Origin of the sequence: Nitrosopumilus sp., assembly GCF_025699125.1 — an archaeon.
Lineage (GTDB): Archaea > Thermoproteota > Nitrososphaeria > Nitrososphaerales > Nitrosopumilaceae > Nitrosopumilus.
The window spans coordinates 314,540-333,171 of record NZ_JAILWC010000001.1 but is presented as its reverse complement, the minus strand read 5'-3'; the positions used below and the strand labels follow the sequence as shown (position 1 = coordinate 333,171).

The following is an 18,632-nucleotide window of genomic DNA, read 5'->3' as shown; positions in this document are numbered from 1 at the left end:
GAAAACAAACTTTCAGAGCTAAAATTACTCACTCTCCTAAAAAAATGCAGATTTTGAAAAAGCAGTCATGAAACAAGGGCAAAAAAATAATGAATTTTATGAAAATTGTACCAAATATTTTGAATTTTTACGTAAGAAAGGTACAGCAGACTATGAATTTGAGGACGAGTATTATTTCACCATGCCCGCAATTTCAAATCACTGAATAGTAGAAGATTTACTAGTCCTTTGAATCAAGTAATTATGAATTCAGATCTACGCGAATTAGCAGACAAGGGAATCAAGTACGCAATGGAATTGGGAGCACATTACTGTGATGTACGAGCTGAGATACAAGATAAAAAATCAGTGTTAATAGAAAATAAAGATATAGAAAACATCAAAACATCTACAGATTCGGGACTAGGAATTAGATTAATTAAAAATGGAGCATGGGGTTTTTGTTCAGTTACAGATCCCAAATCATTTGAAGAGATAAAAGACAAGATTGATCACGCCGTTAAAAATTCATCACACCACAGAAAAAAGAAAATAGAGACATATTCTAACACAGTTAATAATGCAAAAATAGATTTCCCAGTTTTGAAAAAACCATCAATACAGGAATTAATAAAAATAGGTCTAGATTGTAGTCAAATTATTTTAGATACACCAAAAATTATCAAATCAGTTATCAATCCATGGTATACAGAGAATTCGAAATATTTTACAAATAGCGAAGGCTCAAAAATTGAACAAAATTTTACAGATGTGGTAATAGACATGAATGCAGTAGCTCATGATTCTGGAATTACACAATCAATTAACATTACAGAAGGTGGGAGGGGCGGATTAGAACAAATTACAGATAAAGAAAAAATTCAACAAAAAGCCAAAGAAATATCCCAAAAAGCATCGGAATTAATTATTGCAAAATTTGCAAAAGAAGAACAAACAACAGTTGTCATGAATCCAGATTTTGTTTCATTACTAACACATGAAATACTAGGTCACCCATCAGAAGCAGACAGAGTTTTAGGAAAAGAAATGGCATGGGCAGGGGGTGCATGGTGGAAAGGAAAGATTGGAGAAAAGATAGGCTCTGAGAATCTTAATGTCTTTGATGATCCAACCATCAAAGAGAGTTTAGGGTGGTATTTTTTTGATGATGAAGGAATAAAAACTCAAAAAACGACACTTGTTGAAAATGGAATTTTAAAAAAACATCTGCAAAACAGGGAAACTGCCCAAATTTTTAACACAAAGCCAACAGGAAACATGAGAGCCACCAACTATAGATTCATGCCTTTAATTCGTATGGCATGTACATGTATTGGAAACGGCGATAGAAATCCAGATGAAATAATAAAAGAAGTAAAAAACGGAATTCTCATTTCAAATATGAAAATCCCTTCAATAGATATGAAACGATATAATTGGAGCATTTCATGCCAGTACGCTCAAAAAATAGAAAACGGAGAAATTACAGACTTGCTAAGAGATGTGATAGTGATGGGCACTGCACCAGAATTTTTTGCATCAATTAATGCTTGTGGGAATGACTTTACAGTAAGACCAATAACTAATTGTGGCAAAGGGGATCCTATGCAATCAATGATCATGGGAAACGGGGGACCAACAATTCGTGGAATAGCAACTGTAAAGAGTGTTAATTAAAAATGGAGCAAGAATTAGAGTCAATAAAACAAAATGTCATAAATTGTACAAAGTGCGATCTTTGTAAGACTAGGACAAACTCAGTTCCAGGGAAAGGAAATTCTCAAGCAGAAGTAATTTTTGTCGGAGAAGCACCTGGAAGAAATGAGGATAAAAGCGGAGAACCATTTGTAGGGATTGCAGGACAGAAACTCTCAATTGCACTAGATGAAGCAGGAGTTTCAAGAGAATCAGTATACATTACAAATATTGTAAAGTGCAGACCGCCACAAAACAGAGTTCCAAATACAGATGAAAGAAACACTTGTCAAGAATACCTAAAGCAGGAAATTTCAATAATAAAACCAAAAATTATTTGTATTTTGGGAAATACTGCATTTAGTTCGATTTTAGGAGGTTCAGAAATAACAAAATTTAGAGGAAAAATCGTAAGAAAAGACAATCAACTGTATTTTCTCACCATTCATCCAGCAGCAACGATATACAATCAAGGGCTAATTGATGTACTAAAGAACGACATTGTAAAATTATTTGAAAACATAAGAGAATTAAAAAATGGAAAAGAAATCAAAGTAGATATAGAATATGATTCCTAGAGAATTCTATTCCAAAGACACTATTACAGTTGCAAGAAACATTCTGGGAAAAAGAATCATTAGGAAAATTGGAAGAATGGAGTTATCAGGAATCATTACTGAAACTGAAGCATACAGGCATACCGATGATCCTGCAAGTCATGCATTTGGCAAAAAGACAGATAGAAACAAAGTGATGTTTGAGGATGTGGGGCATGCTTATGTCTATTTTACCTATGGAATGCATTATTGCTTTAATGTAGTAGCAAGACATCCAAAAACCAAAGCAGGTGCAGTTCTCATTCGAGCAATTAAGCCTGAAAAGGGAATTGAGAAAATGCAGAAAAATAGAAAGATTGTAAATCTGAAAAATCTCACAAATGGACCAGCAAAACTAACTCAGGCCTTAGAAATTACAAAAGAGCATTATGGAATAGATTTAACCAAAGATTCAAGGCTATACATTGCAGAAGGAATTCAACCAAAAAAAATAACAGCATCGCCGAGAATAGGAATAAAAAATGCGACAGACAAATTATGGAATTTTAAAATAGATATTTAAAAAAACTATTCTTTATTGTTTTCATCCAAAGTCCATGGTGCAAATTTACCAAGAATTCTTTCCCAATCCAACCTTAACAGTAAGATTACAACAGAAGTCATCATAATACCAAAAATAATAATTCCGATGTAGATAGGAGTCGCATCATCAATGTTTTCAATTAGAGGCTCCACTAAAGACAATCCCAGATAATGAGAAATGAAAACAATGGAATAACTAAGAACTATTTTTCCAGTAAGAGTTGCTATGAAAAATCGTTTTGGATTATATTTTGCCAATCCTAAAGGTACATACACCAAATCATCAGGAATCGGAGTAGCTGCAGCAAAAAAGGCAGCACCAGCACCGTATCTCTTAACTAATCTTTCAAAGGGGCGCATTCTTTTTCTGGTTTTTTCATTGATAATTTTTCGCCCACCATAACTGATGTAGAAGATTATTTGTTTTGCAACTGTTGCAGTAATTGCAGATAAGAGTGCCAGAATATGAAGATCAAATTGATCACCTACTGCCATAGTAGCTAAAAGCAAGAATCCAGGTAATGGAACAAACGGAATAAGCGAACCAAAGAAGTTAACTAAAGATAAGCTCAGATAACCTACTTCCGGTGCAAATGGAAATAGATCAACAAAATCCACAAATCAAACTGTTTTTGGGCTTTATTTAATTAAAACTAGAAGAGTCGCTCACAACAATCATTAAAATATCATCTTTTCAAAGAGGAGTAAATTGTCAAAAAAAGACTTTGAAACAATATGCAACACAATAGCCACAATAAGTCCATACATACGATTCGTAGGTGTGATTGGAGAGAGTGGAGAGTTATTGGCTTATAAAAGAAGGCCAGATTTAATTCCGCTTTTAGACGAAAAGAACACACAGTATCAATTTTCACATATTGCCATGAAAACTGACCTTGAAGGATTTTTTGATAAGAATTTGGGAGAAATTGAATTTTCGTGGGAAGAAAGAAAAAAAGTCCAGACAATTTCTTTTGCCATAAAAAAAATCAGAGTGTGGATATCAATTGATAAAAAAGTAATCAGATCAGAAGTATTACGAATTATAGATTCATGTCTACCAATTGTAAAAAAATATTCAAACACATGAATCACTTTGAAGTGTCCTTACTGTAGCATCGATTTAGATTCATTAAGCATGACGAATGGATTAAAACATATTTTAGAACATAAAAAAGAAAACCAAAAATGAGAATTTAAAATTAATATTATAAAGTAAAAAACATACCAAAGATGGATGAAATTGAAAAAATAATAGATGAAATCAGTTTTAGAAAAGCAAAATGCAAAGATTACGAGACGATGAAGATCGAAGACATCAGTAAAGAATTACAAGACATTATGAAGTTTGAGCAAGAATCATTGAAAAAAATTGAAGAGTTTGAAAACATGCAAAAAAATCAAGATTTGGCAAATTATCTAAGAATGATTTCTAAAAATACAACACAGCGAGAAATCACAGAGATTCAAGAAATTTATCTAAAGAAAATTGACAAAGAATATCTAAATTCAAAATAAAAACCTCATTTATCTTCATAAAGCCAGCATCTTACATACCCTGTTTTAGTTTTAAGTTTTGGTGGAAGTTTTTTGCATTTTTCAATTGCTAAAGGACATCTTTCTAAAAACCGACATGCAGTTGGAGCATCAAGTAAACTTGGAGGATTTCCCTTGATGTATTTTGGCGAGCCACCCTTTAATGTTGGAATGGATTCTAGTAGACCTTGTGTGTATGGATGTTGAGGATTTTTGTAAATTTCTTCAGCAGTTCCAAATTCAACAATCTGTCCACCATACATTATTCCAATCTTATCTGCAATTTCAGATAACACTGCCAAATCATGTGTGATTAGTAAAAATGACATTCCTTCTTTTTTTAGGGTTTTTAGCAATGCGATAATTTGTGCTTGAATTAGCATGTCAAGTGCTGTTGTAGGCTCATCAGCAATAACAAATTTTGGCTTTAAGAGCAATGCCATTGCAATGACCACTCTTTGTTTCATACCACCACTTAGTTCATGAGGATATTTTTTCAAAACATTTTCATCAAGACTAACAGAATTAATTGCATCCAAAATTAATTGTTTGGAATTCCCCTCAAAGTGGTGTTGTTTGAGAATTTCATGGAATTGTTCATTTATGGTGAAAACAGGATCTAGCGCATTCATTGCACCTTGAAAAATCATGGATATTTTTTTCCATCTGTAATTTTCATTAAAATCAGATTCGCTCATATCCAAAATAGAATTATTTTCAAAGAAAATTTTGCCTTGGATATTTCTACTAGAAAGCATTCGAATTATTGACAGTCCCAGTGTACTTTTTCCACATGCACTCTCACCTGCAATTCCAATTGATTGTCCATCTTCTAATTGAATATCCACATCATCCACGGCATAAACTGGACCAGATGATGAAGGATATTTTACAGATAATCCACGAATATCTAAGAAAACCATACCTCTATTTGATCCAAACTAGAATTTTTGTTTTGCACTAAGGGATATAAACAACATTATTGAAATGAAAAAAAGTCGATCGAAATGATTCTTCCAATTTGTGGTTTTGATGCAAAAAATTCAGTTCTTTGTCCAAAGTGTGAAGGTAAAGTGGATGCAGGAGAACTTACACAAGCAGATATAGATGCATCAATTATTCTTGCAAAAACTGCAAAATTGAATAAAGCGATTGAAAATTTCACATTGTATTCATGTAAGGAGTTTGATGGAAATTTTGTTTTATCGTTAGCTAAAAATGACATTATGATCATCAGGCAAAGCCGTACACTGTACAGACTTCTTCAAGACCAATTCAAGGGAAAAATTTGGTTGGTTGAGGCAGACGAAAACGATAAAAGATTCATCGAAGACCTATTCTTTCCTACTAAAATATTATCAATCAATGCAGTATGGGCACCAGGAGGAGTACAAAAAACTAAAGCAGTAGTGTCAGGGAAATGGACACCAAAGTTTCCCATAGACACCGAAAAAGTAGTACAAATTGTAAGAAATGCCCGAAACCTTGACATTGAGATAGAATTTGAGGATAAAAGATAGGCATGGGTTTTGTAAAAACACACGATATTGACGAATTAACTTCTGAATTAATTGGAAATCAAGTAATCCTTGGTGGATGGGTAGAAGATTTTAGAAAATTAGGCAAAATGTCATTTATTACATTACGTGATGTTACAGGAATATCCCAGATAATTGTCAAAGGAGAATTAAATGACAATTTAGGAGAGATTAATCGTCAAAGCGTGGTTTCTGTAAAAGGAATTGTGCAAGAGACTAAAGCTCGAGACTTTGCATTTGAAATTAAAGCTGAAGAGATCGAAGTGCTAGGCAAAGCAGTTCATCCATTACCAGTTGATCCTATTGGCAGAGTAGAGAGCAATATCGATACAAGATTAAATCATCGAGCACTAGACATGAGAAATCAAAAAACAGCTTCGATTTTCAAGCTTCGACATTATGTTTTGCAATCATTACGAAAAACATTGTCTGAAAAAAAATTCATTGAAATCACAACTCCCAAAATAATTGGCAGTGCAAGCGAAGGAGGTGCAAACTTATTTTCTCTAGATTATTTTGGAAAGACCGCATATTTAGCTCAGAGTCCACAATTATACAAAGAACAGATGACTATTGGATTAGAGCGAGTGTTTGAGATTTCCAATTTTTATCGTGCAGAAAACTCCCATACAGGGAGGCATCTATCAGAATTTACAAGTATCGACATTGAAGCAGCATTTATGGATTACAATGACGTTATGGATGTACTAGAATCACTTGTATTGGAAGTTTATAAATTCACTTCAGAGAGGTGTAAAAAAGAACAAGAGGTTATTGGTCACACAATAGAAGTTCCAAAATCACCATTTGAGAGAATTACATATTCACAATGTGTTGAGGAATTACAAAAGGACGGAGAAAAAATAGAGTTCGGGGATGATTTGCTTGATTCACATCTTAGAACAATTGGAAACAATCATCCAGGATTTTTCTTCCTGACTGATTGGCCAATGAAGCTAAAACCATTTTACATTAGAGAAAAAGATGAAGATCCCACTTTATCGCGCTCATTTGATTTACAGTTTGGTTATCTAGAATTGTCTTCGGGTGGAACTAGATTACACAATCCAGACATGTTAAAGGCACGATTAAAAGAACAAGGTTTGGATCCAGCACAATTCCAAGACCATCTGAAAACATTTGATTGGGGAATGCCTCCGCATTCTGGTTGGGGAATGGGATTAGACAGACTGATGACTACCCTAATTGGAATAGATAATGTTCGAGAGGTTGTTTTGTATCCCAGGGATCCAGATAGGCTAACCCCATGATTCAGATTTTTATTGCATTGTAATAATTAGAATTCATGATTGAAACTCAAGATGCTAAAAAAATAGTAGAAGTAATAGGAAATAATTTGATAGGAGTATCTCATGATTCAAACAGTTTTGCAAAGCTGCCTGATTCTTTTTGGGGATATTTTGCAAGAGGTCATGACAAAAAAGGAACGTTTGGGGTGATCGTGACATATTCAGAAGAGGGAAAAGATGTCGATGAATTGATTTCCATGTACGAGAAATGGGCGGAGAAAAATAAAACTAAAACAGAATAATCTATTTGGTTTCTTTTAGAAGTTTTCTGTAACCTTGGCATTCTTTGCAGATTGGTTTACCTTTGTATTTTGGATTACCGTCAGAAATTTTAAGTGTACCTTCAACTATTTTACAAATACAGCATTTAACCATATCATTTTGAGAAAAATGTGATTAATAAAAATTGGTAATTTTTGAAAAAGAGATAAATTCAAAGGAATGGATCTTAATTAGTGCACAAGTGTGATTGCTGCGGATCCGTGTTTGGGGACAGAATATGTTATTTTTGTGAAAAGACTTGTTGTACATCATGTATGGTAGATGACAGAACCCGTTGCAAGGAGTGCTACATTAAAAAACGCCATCTAGGATGGAAAAAACTAATCAAGAAGAACAAGGTTGTGCTAATATTTGTTGCAATTTTGTGGGTATACGCAGTATTTCCAGGTCCATTCATACCAGGATTGGATCAAACATTTTATACAATTTCATTAGTAGCTGCTTTACTAATCATGATTCCTATTGGATTGGCATTATTCTTTTGGTCATTGAATCCACCAAAATCAGATGTAAAGAAAAGAAAGGACTGACAGTTATCAGGGAAAACTAAGACTTCCAAACTAGAGAGATCACCACAACCGCCAAATCATCCCGATAGATGAATTGTACATAAAGAGGCAATCACCTGCAGAAAGTTCAAAAAAACAGTATCTTCTCAACAGATTTACCATCAAGTTCATCAATTAAAAAAAATGCTAAATGAGTGTTCATTTTGTTTCCTTGAATTACATTTTCCCCATTATTATCTTCAAAAAATTGGATTTAATTAGAGACATATTCTAAAAATCTTTGATCATTTGAAGTAAAACTTTACTTTGATGAATTGGATTTTCAGGATAACAATTCAACATCCACCCATTTACAATTCTATAAAACCCCATATCCTTACAATCCATATCATATTCTAAATTACTATTATCAAATTCCCAATCAAACCCATTGACAATTTCGGGTTCAGGGAAATTGTGACCTCTTATTAGAGAAATAGTATTTTTCTCATAATCTACCTCTACTTCAGCATAAAGAGCATTAGGATAAAGATAAAGAACTTTGGGATGATTAGTAATAGCATCAAATTCTTTTTTTGTCACATATTCATTATGAAGTAATATTACTTTGTCATATTTTTCAAGAATTTCAGGATTTTGATCTACATCAATATCAGTAATTATTGGATAACCTAACAGATTCAATACTTGATATCCATTACCACTTGCAACAAAATCTAAAGAATATTCAGAATCGATTTCATCGGTAAGGCATTCTTGTCCACATTCACCTCTAAAAAAGGTGTAAAACCCAGGCTCGCTGTATGCAGATGCAGTAAAAATAGGATAAATCACCACAGCATTTTCTATAGGAGAATAGTTGAGTTCCGAATAAAGATCATTATTTTCAGGATTTAATTCAAATTTTGGATCATTCCAAATTTTCTTTCCATCTTGGATTCTAAAATTATCCTCATACCCATAAATGTTGAAAAGTGATTTAATATCCAATTTTGTTTTCTTTATTTCATCTTGAGTTTGAACAGACACGTAAGTTTCATCTAAAAAGAATTGAAACCCTGCAAAAGAGGCAACTATTGCAATGAAAATTATTAAAATAAAAAATTTAGTATTCATTGTTAAAGAAACTATTTTTGCATATTATCTGTAATGTGTTTAGTAAAATCTAAAGTGGACATGTCGCCTCCAATATCTTTAGTTTTAACGCCAGATTTAACCAAATCAAAAATTGTAGATTCCAACTTTGTTCCAACTTCGATGCATTTTGAATCGTTGTGTTTGTTACCTAACCAATCCAACATCATCTTCATAGATAACAAAAATGATGAGGGGTTTGCAATGTTTTTCCCTGCAATATCAAATGCGGCCCCATGAACAGGTTCAAACAATGCAAAATTATCTCCAACGTTTGCAGCTGGTGCCATCCCCAATCCACCAACAACTTGAGATGATTCATCAGAGAGAATATCACCAAACAAATTCGTAGTTACTATTACATCGAATTTTTCCGGTTGGCGGATCAAATTCATGGCGCATGCATCAACATACATTTCCTCAAATGCAACATCAGGGTAATTTTTTGAAATTTCAGCACAAGCCTTTGCAAATAATCCATCAGTGACCCTCATAACATTTGATTTATGAACACATGTTACTTTTTTCATAGAATTTCTATGTACAGCTGTTTCAAATGCATATTTTGCAATTCGTTTTGATGCATCCTCAGAAATTATTCTCAGAGCAACTGCTGCATTTCCTAAACTGAATTCTTTTCCAGTATAAAGATCCTCAGTATTTTCTCGAACAATTACCATATCAATATCATCACGTAATGCAGGCATGTGAGGATATGATTTTGCAGGCCTAATGTTTGCATAAAGATCAAGTATTCGTCTCAAAACTACAATGACATCAGCGGCTGATTCTCCAACTGGTGCCTTCATGCAAGCATCAGATTGTTTTATTGTCTTAACTGTATCATCAGGTAGTGCTTCACCAGTTTCTTTGAGGGTTTTATCACCAGCAGATAATTCTGTAACATCGAATTTTAATCCAAGTTTGTCGTTTATGGTATCAAATACAGAAATTGCAGAATCAGATAATTCAGGACCAATTCCGTCGCCAGTTATTAATGAGATTTTATACATAATAACGCATCACAGAAAGAGAATTTTAGGATTTAGTTGACCTGCTTCTCTTGTAGCATCTTTTTGAGCATTATTCTATTAATCGCATCAATCACTGCCTTAACAGATGTAGTCACAATGTCTTCGCCTACTGATTTTGCGGAAACCTTGTTTCCTAATGCATCCTCTACTTTTACAGTAACCTCACATAATGCACTAGAACCGCCAGAAATGGATGCTAATCCATAGTCTTTAATTCTAATTTCAGAAATTTTTCCAGTAATTTTTTGGATTGCATTCAATGCTGCATCTACTGGACCAACCCCATAATCAGTACCTATGTGATCATGGCCATCAATGTTTAATTTTACAAATGCATAAGGCATTGTTCCAATCCCTGTTGAAACGGAAAACCCAGTTAATTGAACGATTCTTTTGAGTTCTTTTTCTCCCAAGACATCACTTGCAATTGACAATAATTCAACATCAGTGATCTGCTTTCCAGCGTCACCTAATATTTTTACTTTATCTAAGATTTGTTTTGATTGTTCCCCTGTAGGTTTTACTCCATATTCTGCAAGCATCGCATTCATTCCATGGACTCCTGCATGTTTTCCAACTTGAAGCCATCTCTTTCTTCCAACTAATTCAGGACTAATTGGCTCATAAGTAAGCGGATTACTTAATACACCATGTGTGTGAATGCCGGATTCATGACCGAATGCATTTGCGCCAACAATTGCCTTGTTTGGCTGAACCATAATACCCACGGTTTTTGAAATAAATCGTGATGTGTCATAAATTAATTCAGATTTGATATTGGTTTCGTATTTTTGTTTATAGGGCAAACATTTGAGTGCCATGGAAAATTCTTCCAAGGATGCATTTCCAGCACGTTCCCCAATTCCGTTAATTGTCACATGTGCACAAGATGCCCCCGCATGAATGCCCGACAAAGAATTTGCTACTGCCAACCCAAAGTCATTGTGACAGTGAACACTTACTGGAAGATGTGTAGCTTCAACGGTATCTCGAGTTATCTCTGCAATATATTCAGGAGTTGAATATCCCACAGTGTCGGGAATATTAACACGGTCTGCTCCTGCTTTTGCTACTTCACCAAATACTTTTTTCAAAAACTCTCTATCAGTTCTTGTTGCATCTTCAGCTGAAAACTCAACTTGAAGTCCAAGTGATTTTCCATATTCAACTGCTTCAATAGCTTTTTCAAGTGCTTGATCACGGGTCATCTTTAGTTTGTATTCTAAGTGAATATCGGACGTTGCAATGAATGTGTGAATATAATTTAGACCCGCATTAACTGCAGCATCAATATCGTTCTTGATGGTTCTTGTCAAACCTGCTATTTCACATGACAAGCCTTCAGATGTGATCATTTTGACTGCTTTTAATTCACCATCAGAAATTACTGGAAAGCCAGCTTCGATTGCATCAACACCGAGTTCATCAAGTTTTTTGGCAATGGATAGTTTTTGATCAGGAGATAACGATACGCCAATAGTTTGTTCACCATCCCTTAATGTGGTATCAAATATTCTAACTTTCATGCTCCACTCCTTTGCAAAGCAGCAACACCAGTTCTGGCCACATCTATAATTCCAAACGGTTTTGCTAATTCTTCAAATGCTTGAATTTGATCAGGAGTTGCAGTTAATTCAACCATAATTGAATCTCTTTTTACATCGTGGACTTTGCCCCCATATGCATTTGCCAATTTGTTAATTTCCATACTGTCATTAGCATTACTGAGTTTTATCTTAAAAAGACTCAGTTCGCGATATACTGTTTTATGCTCATCCAAATGTTCAACTTTTACAGTATCGATCATTTTATCAAGTTGTTTTACAATTTGTTCTACTTGTTTTTCATCACCATATGTGGTAATAGTCATTTTTGAGAATTCAGGATTTTCAGTAACGCCTACTGAAATGCTATCAATATTGAAATTTCTGGACCTGAAAAGATGTGTCACTTTAAACAAGATCCCAGGTTTGTTTTCAACTAAAATAGAAAGAATCGCCCACATGATAAATCACTATGAAGGTAAAATCATATCCGAAAGTGAAGTTCCGGGAGCTACAAATGGCAATACGTCCTCTTCAGGATCAATTGGAATGTCAATTACAGTTGCAATATCACTGCTTAATGCAGTTTTGATTGCCTTGTCAAGTTCATCCATCGATTGTGCGCGTATTCCTTGTGCACCATAAGATTCTGCTAATTTAACATAATCAGGGCAATGACCTTGGTCAACACCGTTCATTCTTCTGTCATAGAAAGTTCTTTGCCATTGCGCAACCATTCCCAATGAGGAATTGTTTAAAATAAACACGATTACAGGAATATCTTCTAACACAGCAGTTGCAAGAGAATTTTCAGTCATACTAAAACTTCCATCCCCTGCAATGTCAACTACTGGAACATCAGGTTTTGCAACTTTAGCACCAATTGCTGCAGGAAATCCCCAACCCATAGTACCAAGACCAGTAGAACTAAAGAAAGTTCCAGGTTGAATCACATCATAGAACAAGGAGGCCCACATTTGGTGTTGTCCAACTTCCGTAGTTACAATAGATTCTTTTGGCAATAATTCACGAAGTTTACGCAATATTTTTGCTGCACCTAATTCACCTGGATGAAGCTTCAAGTTTTCTTTCCAGTATGCTTTGGTTTCTTTAACATGTTTAATCCAAGGAGTTTCTTCTGTTTTTTTAATTGCACGTTGTAAAAGCAACTTGACCATTATTCTAAGTGATGCTCTAACATCTCCAACTACAGCTATTTGTGCAGTTTGATTCTTTCCAATTTCTGCTGGGTCTACATCCATATGAATAATTTTTAATCTCTTTTCAAAGGCCTCAAATGTCCCAACAGATCTATCAGAAAATCTTGTTCCAATTGCCAACACACAATCAGCTTCTGCCATCATTTTATTTGCCTCAGCATGACCATGCATTCCAATTGGACCTAATGATAAAGGATGGTTTTCAGGAAATGCTCCCTTGCCTTTGAATGTGGTTACTACAGGAAGCATCAAGGCTTCTGCAATAGCTTGTAATTCAGCAAAAGCTGATGAGATGATTGTTCCACCACCAGCTAAAATAATCGGTTTTTCAGAATGAAGCAACATATCAATTGCTTTTTCAACATTAACAATATCAGGATCAGCCCATGGATGATATCCTTGAATTTTAAATTCTTCTGGAAATACCATTTCTGCTTCATTTGTTTGAACATCTTTTGGGATGTCAATTAACACAGGCCCAGGTCTTCCAGTTTCTGCAATGAAAAATCCTTTTTTTACAACTTCTGGAATTTCGGCAGCTGTTCTAGGTTGGAATGCATATTTTACAACAGGATTTGCCATGCCAATAATATCACTTTCTTGAAATGCATCTCTTCCAATCATGGCAACAGGTACTTGACCAGTTACTGCAATCATGGGTGCAGAATCAGCTTGAGCTGTTGCAATGCCTGTTAAGATATTGGTAGCGCCAGGTCCAGATGTTGCAAAACAAACACCGGCCTTTCTACTAACTCTACCAAAGCCATCAGCCATATGAGCTGCCGATTGCTCATGTCTAACCAAAATATGCCTGATATTACATCTAGCAAATTCATCATACATTGGAAGATTAGCCCCGCCAGGTAAACCAAATACTTGTTTAACACCTTCTTTTTCCATAGCCATCATCAAGGCTTTTGCACCCTTCATATTTTCCATTTTATTCATTAAATCATTCGCCATAATTTTAACCTAGTAAATTTTGAGTGTGTTTTACAGTAGAAAAACAACAGACAATTTTTTGTCAAAGGTTCCTGTTAATTGCACACACATTGAAATCATAAAATCACTCATTTGATAATTAATAAAGATTCTCTGAAAATGATTGTTTTTTTGTGCTCAATTACACAGAAGACTTAAACTGAGAATTTTCATATTTGATATTGGTTGTTTTGTCCGATAATGAAGAAATCATCAATGTTATTGAAACATTATTTCAAGCTGGAATTACAAAAGATTTGTCAGTATTAAAAGAAATTCATCTGAATGATTCAAAATTTTCTAGTTTCAGTGATTTGCCACCATATGATCTAAAAGATTATCAAAACACAATTGAGCTTGAAGAACTAAAATTTGTAAGTATATCGGATTACAGTTATGAAATTAAGAGTCCGAAAATCAGCATCTTTGGAGATACAGCAGTTGTAGCAATGGGATTGATTCAGAAAGGGATGCTAGTTGATACTAAAGCATACACAGGAGAACATATGATAATTACTGGACGTGCGACATTTGTACTAGTAAAACAACCAACGTGGAAAATTGCACATATTCATCTATCAAAAATTGGATGAAATATTATTTAGTTTGATTAGGAAGGTTTGATTTCTTTTGATTAGGATTGAATGGTTTCTTTGGTGTGTTTGATTTCTTTTGATTAGGATTGAATGGTTTCTTTGGTGTGTTTGATTTCTTTTGATTAGGATTGAATGGTTTCTTTGGTGTGTTTGATTTTTGTTTTGGTTCTTCGCTTACTAGTTTTTTATAAAGTTTGAATGCCTGATCCACATTTTGATTTCCATGTACAATTGCTCTAACTGCTTTAATCATTGAAACTGGATGTTCAGATTGCCAGATGTTCCTCCCCATATCAACACCAACTGCACCACCTTTGATTGCATTGTATGTTAATTGTAATGCATCACGTTCCGGGATTTTCTTTCCCCCTGCAACAATTATTGGTACAGGGCAGGATTGAACAACTTTTTCGAAATCATCACAATAGTAAGTTTTGACAATATGTGCACCTTGTTCAGCTGCAACTCTGCAAGCAAGTGACAGATATCTAGCATCTTTTCCAAGTTCTTTTCCTACTGCAGTTACAGCTAAAACTGGAAGTCCATATTTTGCAGCCTCATTGACTAATTTTCCAAGATTGACAATAGTTTGATATTCATATTTTGAACCAACAAAGATAGACATTGCAAGCGCACTAGCATTTAGTCTAATTGCATCCTCAATGGATACTGTGATATCTTCTTGAGATAGATCCTCACCAATGATGCTAGATCCACCAGAAACTCTCAACACCATAGGTGTGTTAGTTGTTGCCGGAACACATGCTCTTTGAACACCTCTTGTAAGCATCAATGAATCACAATGCTTCAAGAGAGGCGCAATTACCTTTTTTGGATCCTCTAATTTTTCAGTTGGACCAAGAAAATAGCCATGATCTACAGCTAACATCAAAGCACGATTATTTTGTGGTTTAATAATACTAGAAATTCTGTTTTTTAATCCCCAATCCATATCTCATCGAATTTGAAATAATCGAAATACCTTTCTTAAGCCTTTCTTATTTTGTAATAATTATCTTCATTGCGTTTTCACCAGTATGCGCATGGTCAAATGCCTTTTGTGAATCAACGATAGAATAAGTATGAGTGATTAGTTGTTTAACATCAATTTTTGAAGATTCGATTAACTCAAGGGCTTCTTTTGTGTCTTTGTCTGAAGCAGCATAGCTAGTTACTAGTGTGATTTCTTTAGAATAAATTTTGCTCATATCCAAATTTAGTTGGGAATCCTTTGAAGGAACACCAAACATCATAACAGTTCCCCCTTTTCGAACCATATCTATAGCATCTTCAAGTGCTTTGAGACTACTTGTAGCAACAATTGCCACGTCGACTCCTCTTCCTTCAGTACCATCCAAAATTTTTTGCTTTCTATTTTCATCCATAGAGTTAATGGAATCGGTAATGTTAAATTTTTTTGCAAAATCTAATCTAAATCTATTTACATCAAAGCAGAAGATTTTTGAGAATTTTTTCACATGTGCAAGCATTACGTGCATCATACCAGTAGGACCTACACCAAAAATTGCAATTGAATCATGTTCATGATAATGAAATTTACTCCACGCTCTCACACAACAAGCAAGGGGTTCTATCATGGCTGCTTCTTCAAAACTTATAGAATCAGAGATTTTCAAAATACCACCATGAGAAACATTCCATTCAGGAACAACATATTCTTCAGACAAACCACATGGAAAGAGATTTGTTTCATAGTATTTTGGACACATCGTTTCATTTCCATGATTACATAAATGACAATCATAACAAGGAACATGATGATGTGTAAAAACACGATCGCCTTTTTTAAATTCAATAACATTAGAGCCCACATCTAAAATAACACCAGATGGTTCATGACCTAATCGCATTGAAGGTTGCCCGTATTGGCCAAAGACTTTTTCCAAATCAGAGCCACATATCCCACACGCATTCATTTGTACCAAAACATCACCATCACCTAATGAGGGTCTTTTAGTTTCATCAACAATAATAACAGATGGTTCTTTAACTGATGCAGTTTTCATGATAAATCATTAAAAAATTGAATATAAGTAGATTAAACAATCATACGCCTAGAATCTTTTTCAACATTACTCTGTAATCGACTTCGGTTTTTTCACTTCCAGTTGCAGGTAATGCAAAAACTAAAGTAGATTTCTCTGCTCTCAATGCTGTTAATTCATCATTAATTGGTTCAGTGATATCATCACTAACCAAAACTAGTCCGACATCAGAATCATCTGTCAATCTCTTAATTTCATCCAAAGCCTTTTGAGGAGTTTCAGAAATAATACCTGGAACTCCAGCTAATTGGAAACTGGTAACAAAAGATTTGCTACCAACAGTAAAGATTTTCACAGTTAAAATTTTTGTCCATTCTAATTTAACCCTTTATGGTAGTAATTAGATCAAGAAAGATTGATTTAGTTTAGAAAACCAGTTAATTTATGACAGAAATTAATACTCAGAAGGATGTGTACCTATTCCTACACGGAAGAATGGATCTTAAAGAAAAAGCAATGAATGCACTCACAACAAAAGGGTTTTCTAGCGATAAAGTCGTGATGGCATTACCAAATAAAGTTGGAAATGTTGGAGATTATATGGCAATGTTATGGATGCCACCAAACCCAGATCATGTAAAAATTCAAGAAATTACCAAAGTCGAAGAAGTGAAACCAGAAGGAATGATTGGACTCTGGAAAGGTGTTTCGAAAGAAGATATAGACACCATTCAGTTAGAATAACTAACTGAATCCCGCACCAAAATCATTGCCTTTTTCTAAAATATCACCAGAATCAGAATTTTTTAATTTTCGGTAAAGTAATGTTTCATAAACTAATTTCATAGATGACTCATCATCAAGATTGCAATCTTCTTTGATCATATTTTTGTATTTTTCTAATTTTGTTTCATCTTGTTCATCAGGGGAAATCCCATCATGAACCATTAAATTTGCAATTTTCTCAATTTCAGAATTCTGTTGTTCGTCATTCATAGTGTGTGATATAATTTCTAGTTATTAATACATTCGAATAAAAAATAGTTACAAATCAGAAATTAATCCAAAAAGAAAATCATCAAATTCATCATCAGAAAAAATGATTTTTTCAATTTTATTTTCTTTTTGAGCTAATTTTACAGAGTCAAGATGATAACAAGTGCTTTTTCCATTTAGTTGGCCAAAATAGAATCCAGGACAAGAGCAATAACTCCCATTTGGATCAATCCAGTGCTCTTCACCTTTTCCAACTACAGTCCAAATTTTTCTTTGACTGGGTTGAAAAACATGTAATTTTACACGTTTTTCAGAAACTAGAACTTCAACTCTATCAAAGTCTTTGTTCATAAGGATTTAATCAGATATGTACAGTATAACTTTGATGTTGCAAACAAGAATTATTCCATCCAAACCTGCATTGGTTTTAGAAGGAGAGAAAAAGAATCTTATTGTTACTGACATTCATTTGGGATTTGAAAATACACTAAAATCAAATGAGATATTCATTGGAAAAAATTCAACAATTAATGAAACAATTCAAGAGTTATCAGAAATTATTGATTCAGAGAATCCTGATTCAGTAATTCTACTAGGAGACATAAAATCAAGCATAAAAAACATATCAAGAAATGAATGGGAGGAAGTCCCATTATTTTTTGAAGAGATCGGGAAAAAATGCGATATCATATTGATTCCAGGAAACCATGATGCAAATATTCAAAAATTAATTCCAAACAATATTTCCATGATTAGTTCAACAGGGATGGTTGAAGAGAATGTTTTACTAACACATGGGCATACAATGCCATCAGAAAATTTTTCCCATATTGACAAAATCATTATGGGACACATTCATCCAGTATTTTTCCAAGAAGACTCGATAATGAACGGACAGAGAGTGTGGGTTTCACTAAAAACAGAAAAACAAAAAATATTCCCATCAAAGTCAGGTGAATTAGAAATTATTATTGTACCATCGTTTAACAGGTATTTTTATGCCACACACAAAAAATATTATAAAAAATCCATTTCCCCGATAATAGAAAGATTGGAAATTTTGTCAGCAAAAATTGTTTCGCTAGAAGGAGTAATACTAGGAGATGAAACAATCATTAAACAAGTTTTGTGAT

25 protein-coding genes are annotated in these 18,632 nt (G+C 34.1%); 12 read left to right on the top strand and 13 right to left on the bottom strand.

The window, feature by feature from the left end; genetic code table 11:
• Positions 1-243: 243 nt before the first annotated feature.
• Genes K5783_RS01965 through K5783_RS01955 form a run of 3 tightly spaced genes read left to right on the top strand, consistent with a single transcriptional unit; the run spans position 244 to position 2,793 of the window.
• Positions 244-1,656, top strand: a complete 1,413-nt coding sequence (locus K5783_RS01965) for a TldD/PmbA family protein (RefSeq protein ID WP_297471884.1) — start codon at positions 244-246, stop codon at positions 1,654-1,656.
• A gap of 2 nt (positions 1,657-1,658) precedes the next feature.
• Positions 1,659-2,252 (top strand): uracil-DNA glycosylase, encoded by a 594-nt coding sequence (locus K5783_RS01960; protein ID WP_297471883.1) that lies wholly within the window; start codon positions 1,659-1,661, stop codon positions 2,250-2,252.
• Positions 2,242-2,793: a DNA-3-methyladenine glycosylase gene (locus K5783_RS01955; protein ID WP_297471882.1), complete on the top strand. Its 552-nt coding sequence runs from the start codon at positions 2,242-2,244 to the stop codon at positions 2,791-2,793. Before K5783_RS01960 ends, K5783_RS01955 begins: the two co-directional genes overlap by 11 nt.
• A 5-nt stretch (positions 2,794-2,798) precedes the next feature.
• Here K5783_RS01955 and K5783_RS01950 read toward each other — a convergent pair whose 3' ends face one another.
• On the bottom strand, positions 2,799-3,431 hold the full coding sequence (locus tag K5783_RS01950; RefSeq protein WP_297471881.1) for a VTT domain-containing protein: 633 nt from the start codon (positions 3,429-3,431) through the stop codon (positions 2,799-2,801).
• A 91-nt stretch (positions 3,432-3,522) separates the two neighbouring features.
• On the opposite strand from K5783_RS01950, the gene K5783_RS01945 reads away from it, so the two are divergent.
• Together K5783_RS01945 and K5783_RS01940 are read left to right on the top strand one after the other, a co-directional pair.
• A complete protein-coding gene (locus K5783_RS01945; RefSeq protein ID WP_297471880.1) occupies positions 3,523-3,903 on the top strand; it encodes a DUF6659 family protein in 381 nt (126 codons plus the stop codon).
• Positions 3,904-4,046: 143 nt separating this feature from the next.
• Entirely contained in the window at positions 4,047-4,331 is a 285-nt protein-coding gene (locus K5783_RS01940; RefSeq protein ID WP_297471879.1) for a hypothetical protein, read from the top strand.
• A gap of 5 nt (positions 4,332-4,336) precedes the next feature.
• Here K5783_RS01940 and K5783_RS01935 read toward each other — a convergent pair whose 3' ends face one another.
• Complete coding sequence (locus K5783_RS01935) at positions 4,337-5,272, bottom strand: ABC transporter ATP-binding protein (protein ID WP_297471878.1); 936 nt, start codon at positions 5,270-5,272, stop codon at positions 4,337-4,339.
• Positions 5,273-5,356: 84 nt separating this feature from the next.
• On the opposite strand from K5783_RS01935, the gene K5783_RS01930 reads away from it, so the two are divergent.
• From K5783_RS01930 to K5783_RS01920, 3 genes are read left to right on the top strand one after another with little or no spacing between them, the layout of a single operon-like run.
• Positions 5,357-5,869 (top strand): transcription elongation factor NusA, encoded by a 513-nt coding sequence (locus K5783_RS01930; protein ID WP_297471877.1) that lies wholly within the window; start codon positions 5,357-5,359, stop codon positions 5,867-5,869.
• A gap of 2 nt (positions 5,870-5,871) precedes the next feature.
• Positions 5,872-7,158: an aspartate--tRNA(Asn) ligase gene (gene aspS, locus K5783_RS01925; protein ID WP_297471876.1), complete on the top strand. Its 1,287-nt coding sequence runs from the start codon at positions 5,872-5,874 to the stop codon at positions 7,156-7,158.
• Positions 7,159-7,193: 35 nt separating this feature from the next.
• Positions 7,194-7,439: a hypothetical protein gene (locus tag K5783_RS01920; RefSeq protein WP_297471875.1), complete on the top strand. Its 246-nt coding sequence runs from the start codon at positions 7,194-7,196 to the stop codon at positions 7,437-7,439.
• A 1-nt stretch (position 7,440) separates the two neighbouring features.
• Here K5783_RS01920 and K5783_RS01915 read toward each other — a convergent pair whose 3' ends face one another.
• Positions 7,441-7,572 carry a hypothetical protein gene (locus K5783_RS01915; protein WP_263970079.1) on the bottom strand — a complete coding sequence of 44 codons (132 nt, stop codon included), beginning with the start codon at positions 7,570-7,572 and terminating at the stop codon, positions 7,441-7,443.
• A gap of 161 nt (positions 7,573-7,733) precedes the next feature.
• Between K5783_RS01915 and K5783_RS01910 the strand changes: the two genes are divergently transcribed.
• On the top strand, positions 7,734-8,009 hold the full coding sequence (locus K5783_RS01910) for a hypothetical protein (RefSeq protein ID WP_297471874.1): 276 nt from the start codon (positions 7,734-7,736) through the stop codon (positions 8,007-8,009).
• Between the two features lie 249 nt (positions 8,010-8,258).
• Here the strand turns inward: K5783_RS01910 and K5783_RS01905 are convergent, their stop codons facing one another.
• The 5 genes from K5783_RS01905 to ilvB are packed head-to-tail and all read right to left on the bottom strand — an operon-like array spanning position 8,259 to position 13,868.
• Positions 8,259-9,104, bottom strand: a complete 846-nt coding sequence (locus K5783_RS01905) for a hypothetical protein (RefSeq protein WP_297471873.1) — start codon at positions 9,102-9,104, stop codon at positions 8,259-8,261.
• Between the two features lie 11 nt (positions 9,105-9,115).
• Positions 9,116-10,135 (bottom strand): isocitrate/isopropylmalate dehydrogenase family protein, encoded by a 1,020-nt coding sequence (locus K5783_RS01900; protein WP_297471872.1) that lies wholly within the window; start codon positions 10,133-10,135, stop codon positions 9,116-9,118.
• 32 nt (positions 10,136-10,167) lie between these two features.
• Positions 10,168-11,682, bottom strand: coding sequence for a 2-isopropylmalate synthase (locus K5783_RS01895; protein WP_297471871.1), 1,515 nt, complete (start codon positions 11,680-11,682; stop codon positions 10,168-10,170).
• Entirely contained in the window at positions 11,679-12,161 is a 483-nt protein-coding gene (ilvN, locus tag K5783_RS01890; RefSeq protein WP_297471870.1) for an acetolactate synthase small subunit, read from the bottom strand. The genes K5783_RS01895 and ilvN overlap by 4 nt, the downstream gene beginning before the upstream one ends.
• A gap of 9 nt (positions 12,162-12,170) precedes the next feature.
• The gene (ilvB, locus tag K5783_RS01885) at positions 12,171-13,868 is read right to left on the bottom strand and encodes a biosynthetic-type acetolactate synthase large subunit (RefSeq protein WP_297472692.1); all 1,698 of its coding nucleotides are present in this window, start codon (positions 13,866-13,868) and stop codon (positions 12,171-12,173) included.
• A gap of 224 nt (positions 13,869-14,092) precedes the next feature.
• Here ilvB and K5783_RS01880 point away from each other — a divergent pair, with 224 nt between their 5' ends.
• Entirely contained in the window at positions 14,093-14,494 is a 402-nt protein-coding gene (locus K5783_RS01880; protein WP_297471869.1) for a nuclear transport factor 2 family protein, read from the top strand.
• A 4-nt stretch (positions 14,495-14,498) separates the two neighbouring features.
• Here K5783_RS01880 and lsrF read toward each other — a convergent pair whose 3' ends face one another.
• Genes lsrF through K5783_RS01865 form a run of 3 tightly spaced genes read right to left on the bottom strand, consistent with a single transcriptional unit; the run spans position 14,499 to position 16,858 of the window.
• Positions 14,499-15,449, bottom strand: a complete 951-nt coding sequence (gene lsrF / locus K5783_RS01875; RefSeq protein ID WP_297471868.1) for a 3-hydroxy-5-phosphonooxypentane-2,4-dione thiolase — start codon at positions 15,447-15,449, stop codon at positions 14,499-14,501.
• Positions 15,450-15,495: 46 nt separating this feature from the next.
• Complete coding sequence (locus K5783_RS01870) at positions 15,496-16,524, bottom strand: zinc-dependent dehydrogenase (RefSeq protein WP_297471867.1); 1,029 nt, start codon at positions 16,522-16,524, stop codon at positions 15,496-15,498.
• 40 nt (positions 16,525-16,564) lie between these two features.
• Positions 16,565-16,858 (bottom strand): V-type ATP synthase subunit F, encoded by a 294-nt coding sequence (locus K5783_RS01865; protein WP_109877281.1) that lies wholly within the window; start codon positions 16,856-16,858, stop codon positions 16,565-16,567.
• An 89-nt stretch (positions 16,859-16,947) separates the two neighbouring features.
• Between K5783_RS01865 and K5783_RS01860 the strand changes: the two genes are divergently transcribed.
• On the top strand, positions 16,948-17,247 hold the full coding sequence (locus K5783_RS01860) for a hypothetical protein (RefSeq protein ID WP_297471866.1): 300 nt from the start codon (positions 16,948-16,950) through the stop codon (positions 17,245-17,247).
• Here K5783_RS01860 and K5783_RS01855 read toward each other — a convergent pair whose 3' ends face one another.
• Both K5783_RS01855 and K5783_RS01850 read right to left on the bottom strand, forming a co-directional pair.
• Positions 17,248-17,499, bottom strand: coding sequence for a hypothetical protein (locus K5783_RS01855; RefSeq protein ID WP_297471865.1), 252 nt, complete (start codon positions 17,497-17,499; stop codon positions 17,248-17,250).
• Positions 17,500-17,547: 48 nt separating this feature from the next.
• Positions 17,548-17,850: a hypothetical protein gene (locus K5783_RS01850; protein WP_297471864.1), complete on the bottom strand. Its 303-nt coding sequence runs from the start codon at positions 17,848-17,850 to the stop codon at positions 17,548-17,550.
• A 34-nt stretch (positions 17,851-17,884) separates the two neighbouring features.
• Between K5783_RS01850 and K5783_RS01845 the strand changes: the two genes are divergently transcribed.
• Complete coding sequence (locus K5783_RS01845; protein ID WP_297471863.1) at positions 17,885-18,631, top strand: metallophosphoesterase; 747 nt, start codon at positions 17,885-17,887, stop codon at positions 18,629-18,631.
• The last annotated feature ends 1 nt before the right edge of the window (position 18,632 follow it).

What these genes read in the sequence shown, in the direction of transcription:
- K5783_RS01930 (WP_297471877.1), top strand. Translation starts at nt 5,357, where the DNA reads ATGATTCTTCCAATTTGTGGTTTTGATGCAAAAAATTCAGTTCTTTGT.
- K5783_RS01900 (WP_297471872.1), bottom strand. Translation starts at nt 10,135, where the DNA reads ATGTATAAAATCTCATTAATAACTGGCGACGGAATTGGTCCTGAATTA.
- K5783_RS01940 (WP_297471879.1), top strand. Translation starts at nt 4,047, where the DNA reads ATGGATGAAATTGAAAAAATAATAGATGAAATCAGTTTTAGAAAAGCA.
- K5783_RS01845 (WP_297471863.1), top strand. Translation starts at nt 17,885, where the DNA reads ATGTTGCAAACAAGAATTATTCCATCCAAACCTGCATTGGTTTTAGAA.
- K5783_RS01955 (WP_297471882.1), top strand. Translation starts at nt 2,242, where the DNA reads ATGATTCCTAGAGAATTCTATTCCAAAGACACTATTACAGTTGCAAGA.
- K5783_RS01850 (WP_297471864.1), bottom strand. Translation starts at nt 17,850, where the DNA reads ATGAACAAAGACTTTGATAGAGTTGAAGTTCTAGTTTCTGAAAAACGT.
- K5783_RS01915 (WP_263970079.1), bottom strand. Translation starts at nt 7,572, where the DNA reads ATGGTTAAATGCTGTATTTGTAAAATAGTTGAAGGTACACTTAAAATT.
- lsrF (WP_297471868.1), bottom strand. Translation starts at nt 15,449, where the DNA reads ATGGATTGGGGATTAAAAAACAGAATTTCTAGTATTATTAAACCACAA.
- K5783_RS01920 (WP_297471875.1), top strand. Translation starts at nt 7,194, where the DNA reads ATGATTGAAACTCAAGATGCTAAAAAAATAGTAGAAGTAATAGGAAAT.
- K5783_RS01870 (WP_297471867.1), bottom strand. Translation starts at nt 16,524, where the DNA reads ATGAAAACTGCATCAGTTAAAGAACCATCTGTTATTATTGTTGATGAA.
- K5783_RS01905 (WP_297471873.1), bottom strand. Translation starts at nt 9,104, where the DNA reads ATGAATACTAAATTTTTTATTTTAATAATTTTCATTGCAATAGTTGCC.
- aspS (WP_297471876.1), top strand. Translation starts at nt 5,872, where the DNA reads ATGGGTTTTGTAAAAACACACGATATTGACGAATTAACTTCTGAATTA.
- K5783_RS01935 (WP_297471878.1), bottom strand. Translation starts at nt 5,272, where the DNA reads ATGGTTTTCTTAGATATTCGTGGATTATCTGTAAAATATCCTTCATCA.
- K5783_RS01860 (WP_297471866.1), top strand. Translation starts at nt 16,948, where the DNA reads ATGACAGAAATTAATACTCAGAAGGATGTGTACCTATTCCTACACGGA.
- K5783_RS01910 (WP_297471874.1), top strand. Translation starts at nt 7,734, where the DNA reads ATGGTAGATGACAGAACCCGTTGCAAGGAGTGCTACATTAAAAAACGC.
- K5783_RS01965 (WP_297471884.1), top strand. Translation starts at nt 244, where the DNA reads ATGAATTCAGATCTACGCGAATTAGCAGACAAGGGAATCAAGTACGCA.
- K5783_RS01895 (WP_297471871.1), bottom strand. Translation starts at nt 11,682, where the DNA reads ATGAAAGTTAGAATATTTGATACCACATTAAGGGATGGTGAACAAACT.
- ilvB (WP_297472692.1), bottom strand. Translation starts at nt 13,868, where the DNA reads ATGAATAAAATGGAAAATATGAAGGGTGCAAAAGCCTTGATGATGGCT.
- K5783_RS01855 (WP_297471865.1), bottom strand. Translation starts at nt 17,499, where the DNA reads ATGAATGACGAACAACAGAATTCTGAAATTGAGAAAATTGCAAATTTA.
- ilvN (WP_297471870.1), bottom strand. Translation starts at nt 12,161, where the DNA reads ATGTGGGCGATTCTTTCTATTTTAGTTGAAAACAAACCTGGGATCTTG.
- K5783_RS01960 (WP_297471883.1), top strand. Translation starts at nt 1,659, where the DNA reads ATGGAGCAAGAATTAGAGTCAATAAAACAAAATGTCATAAATTGTACA.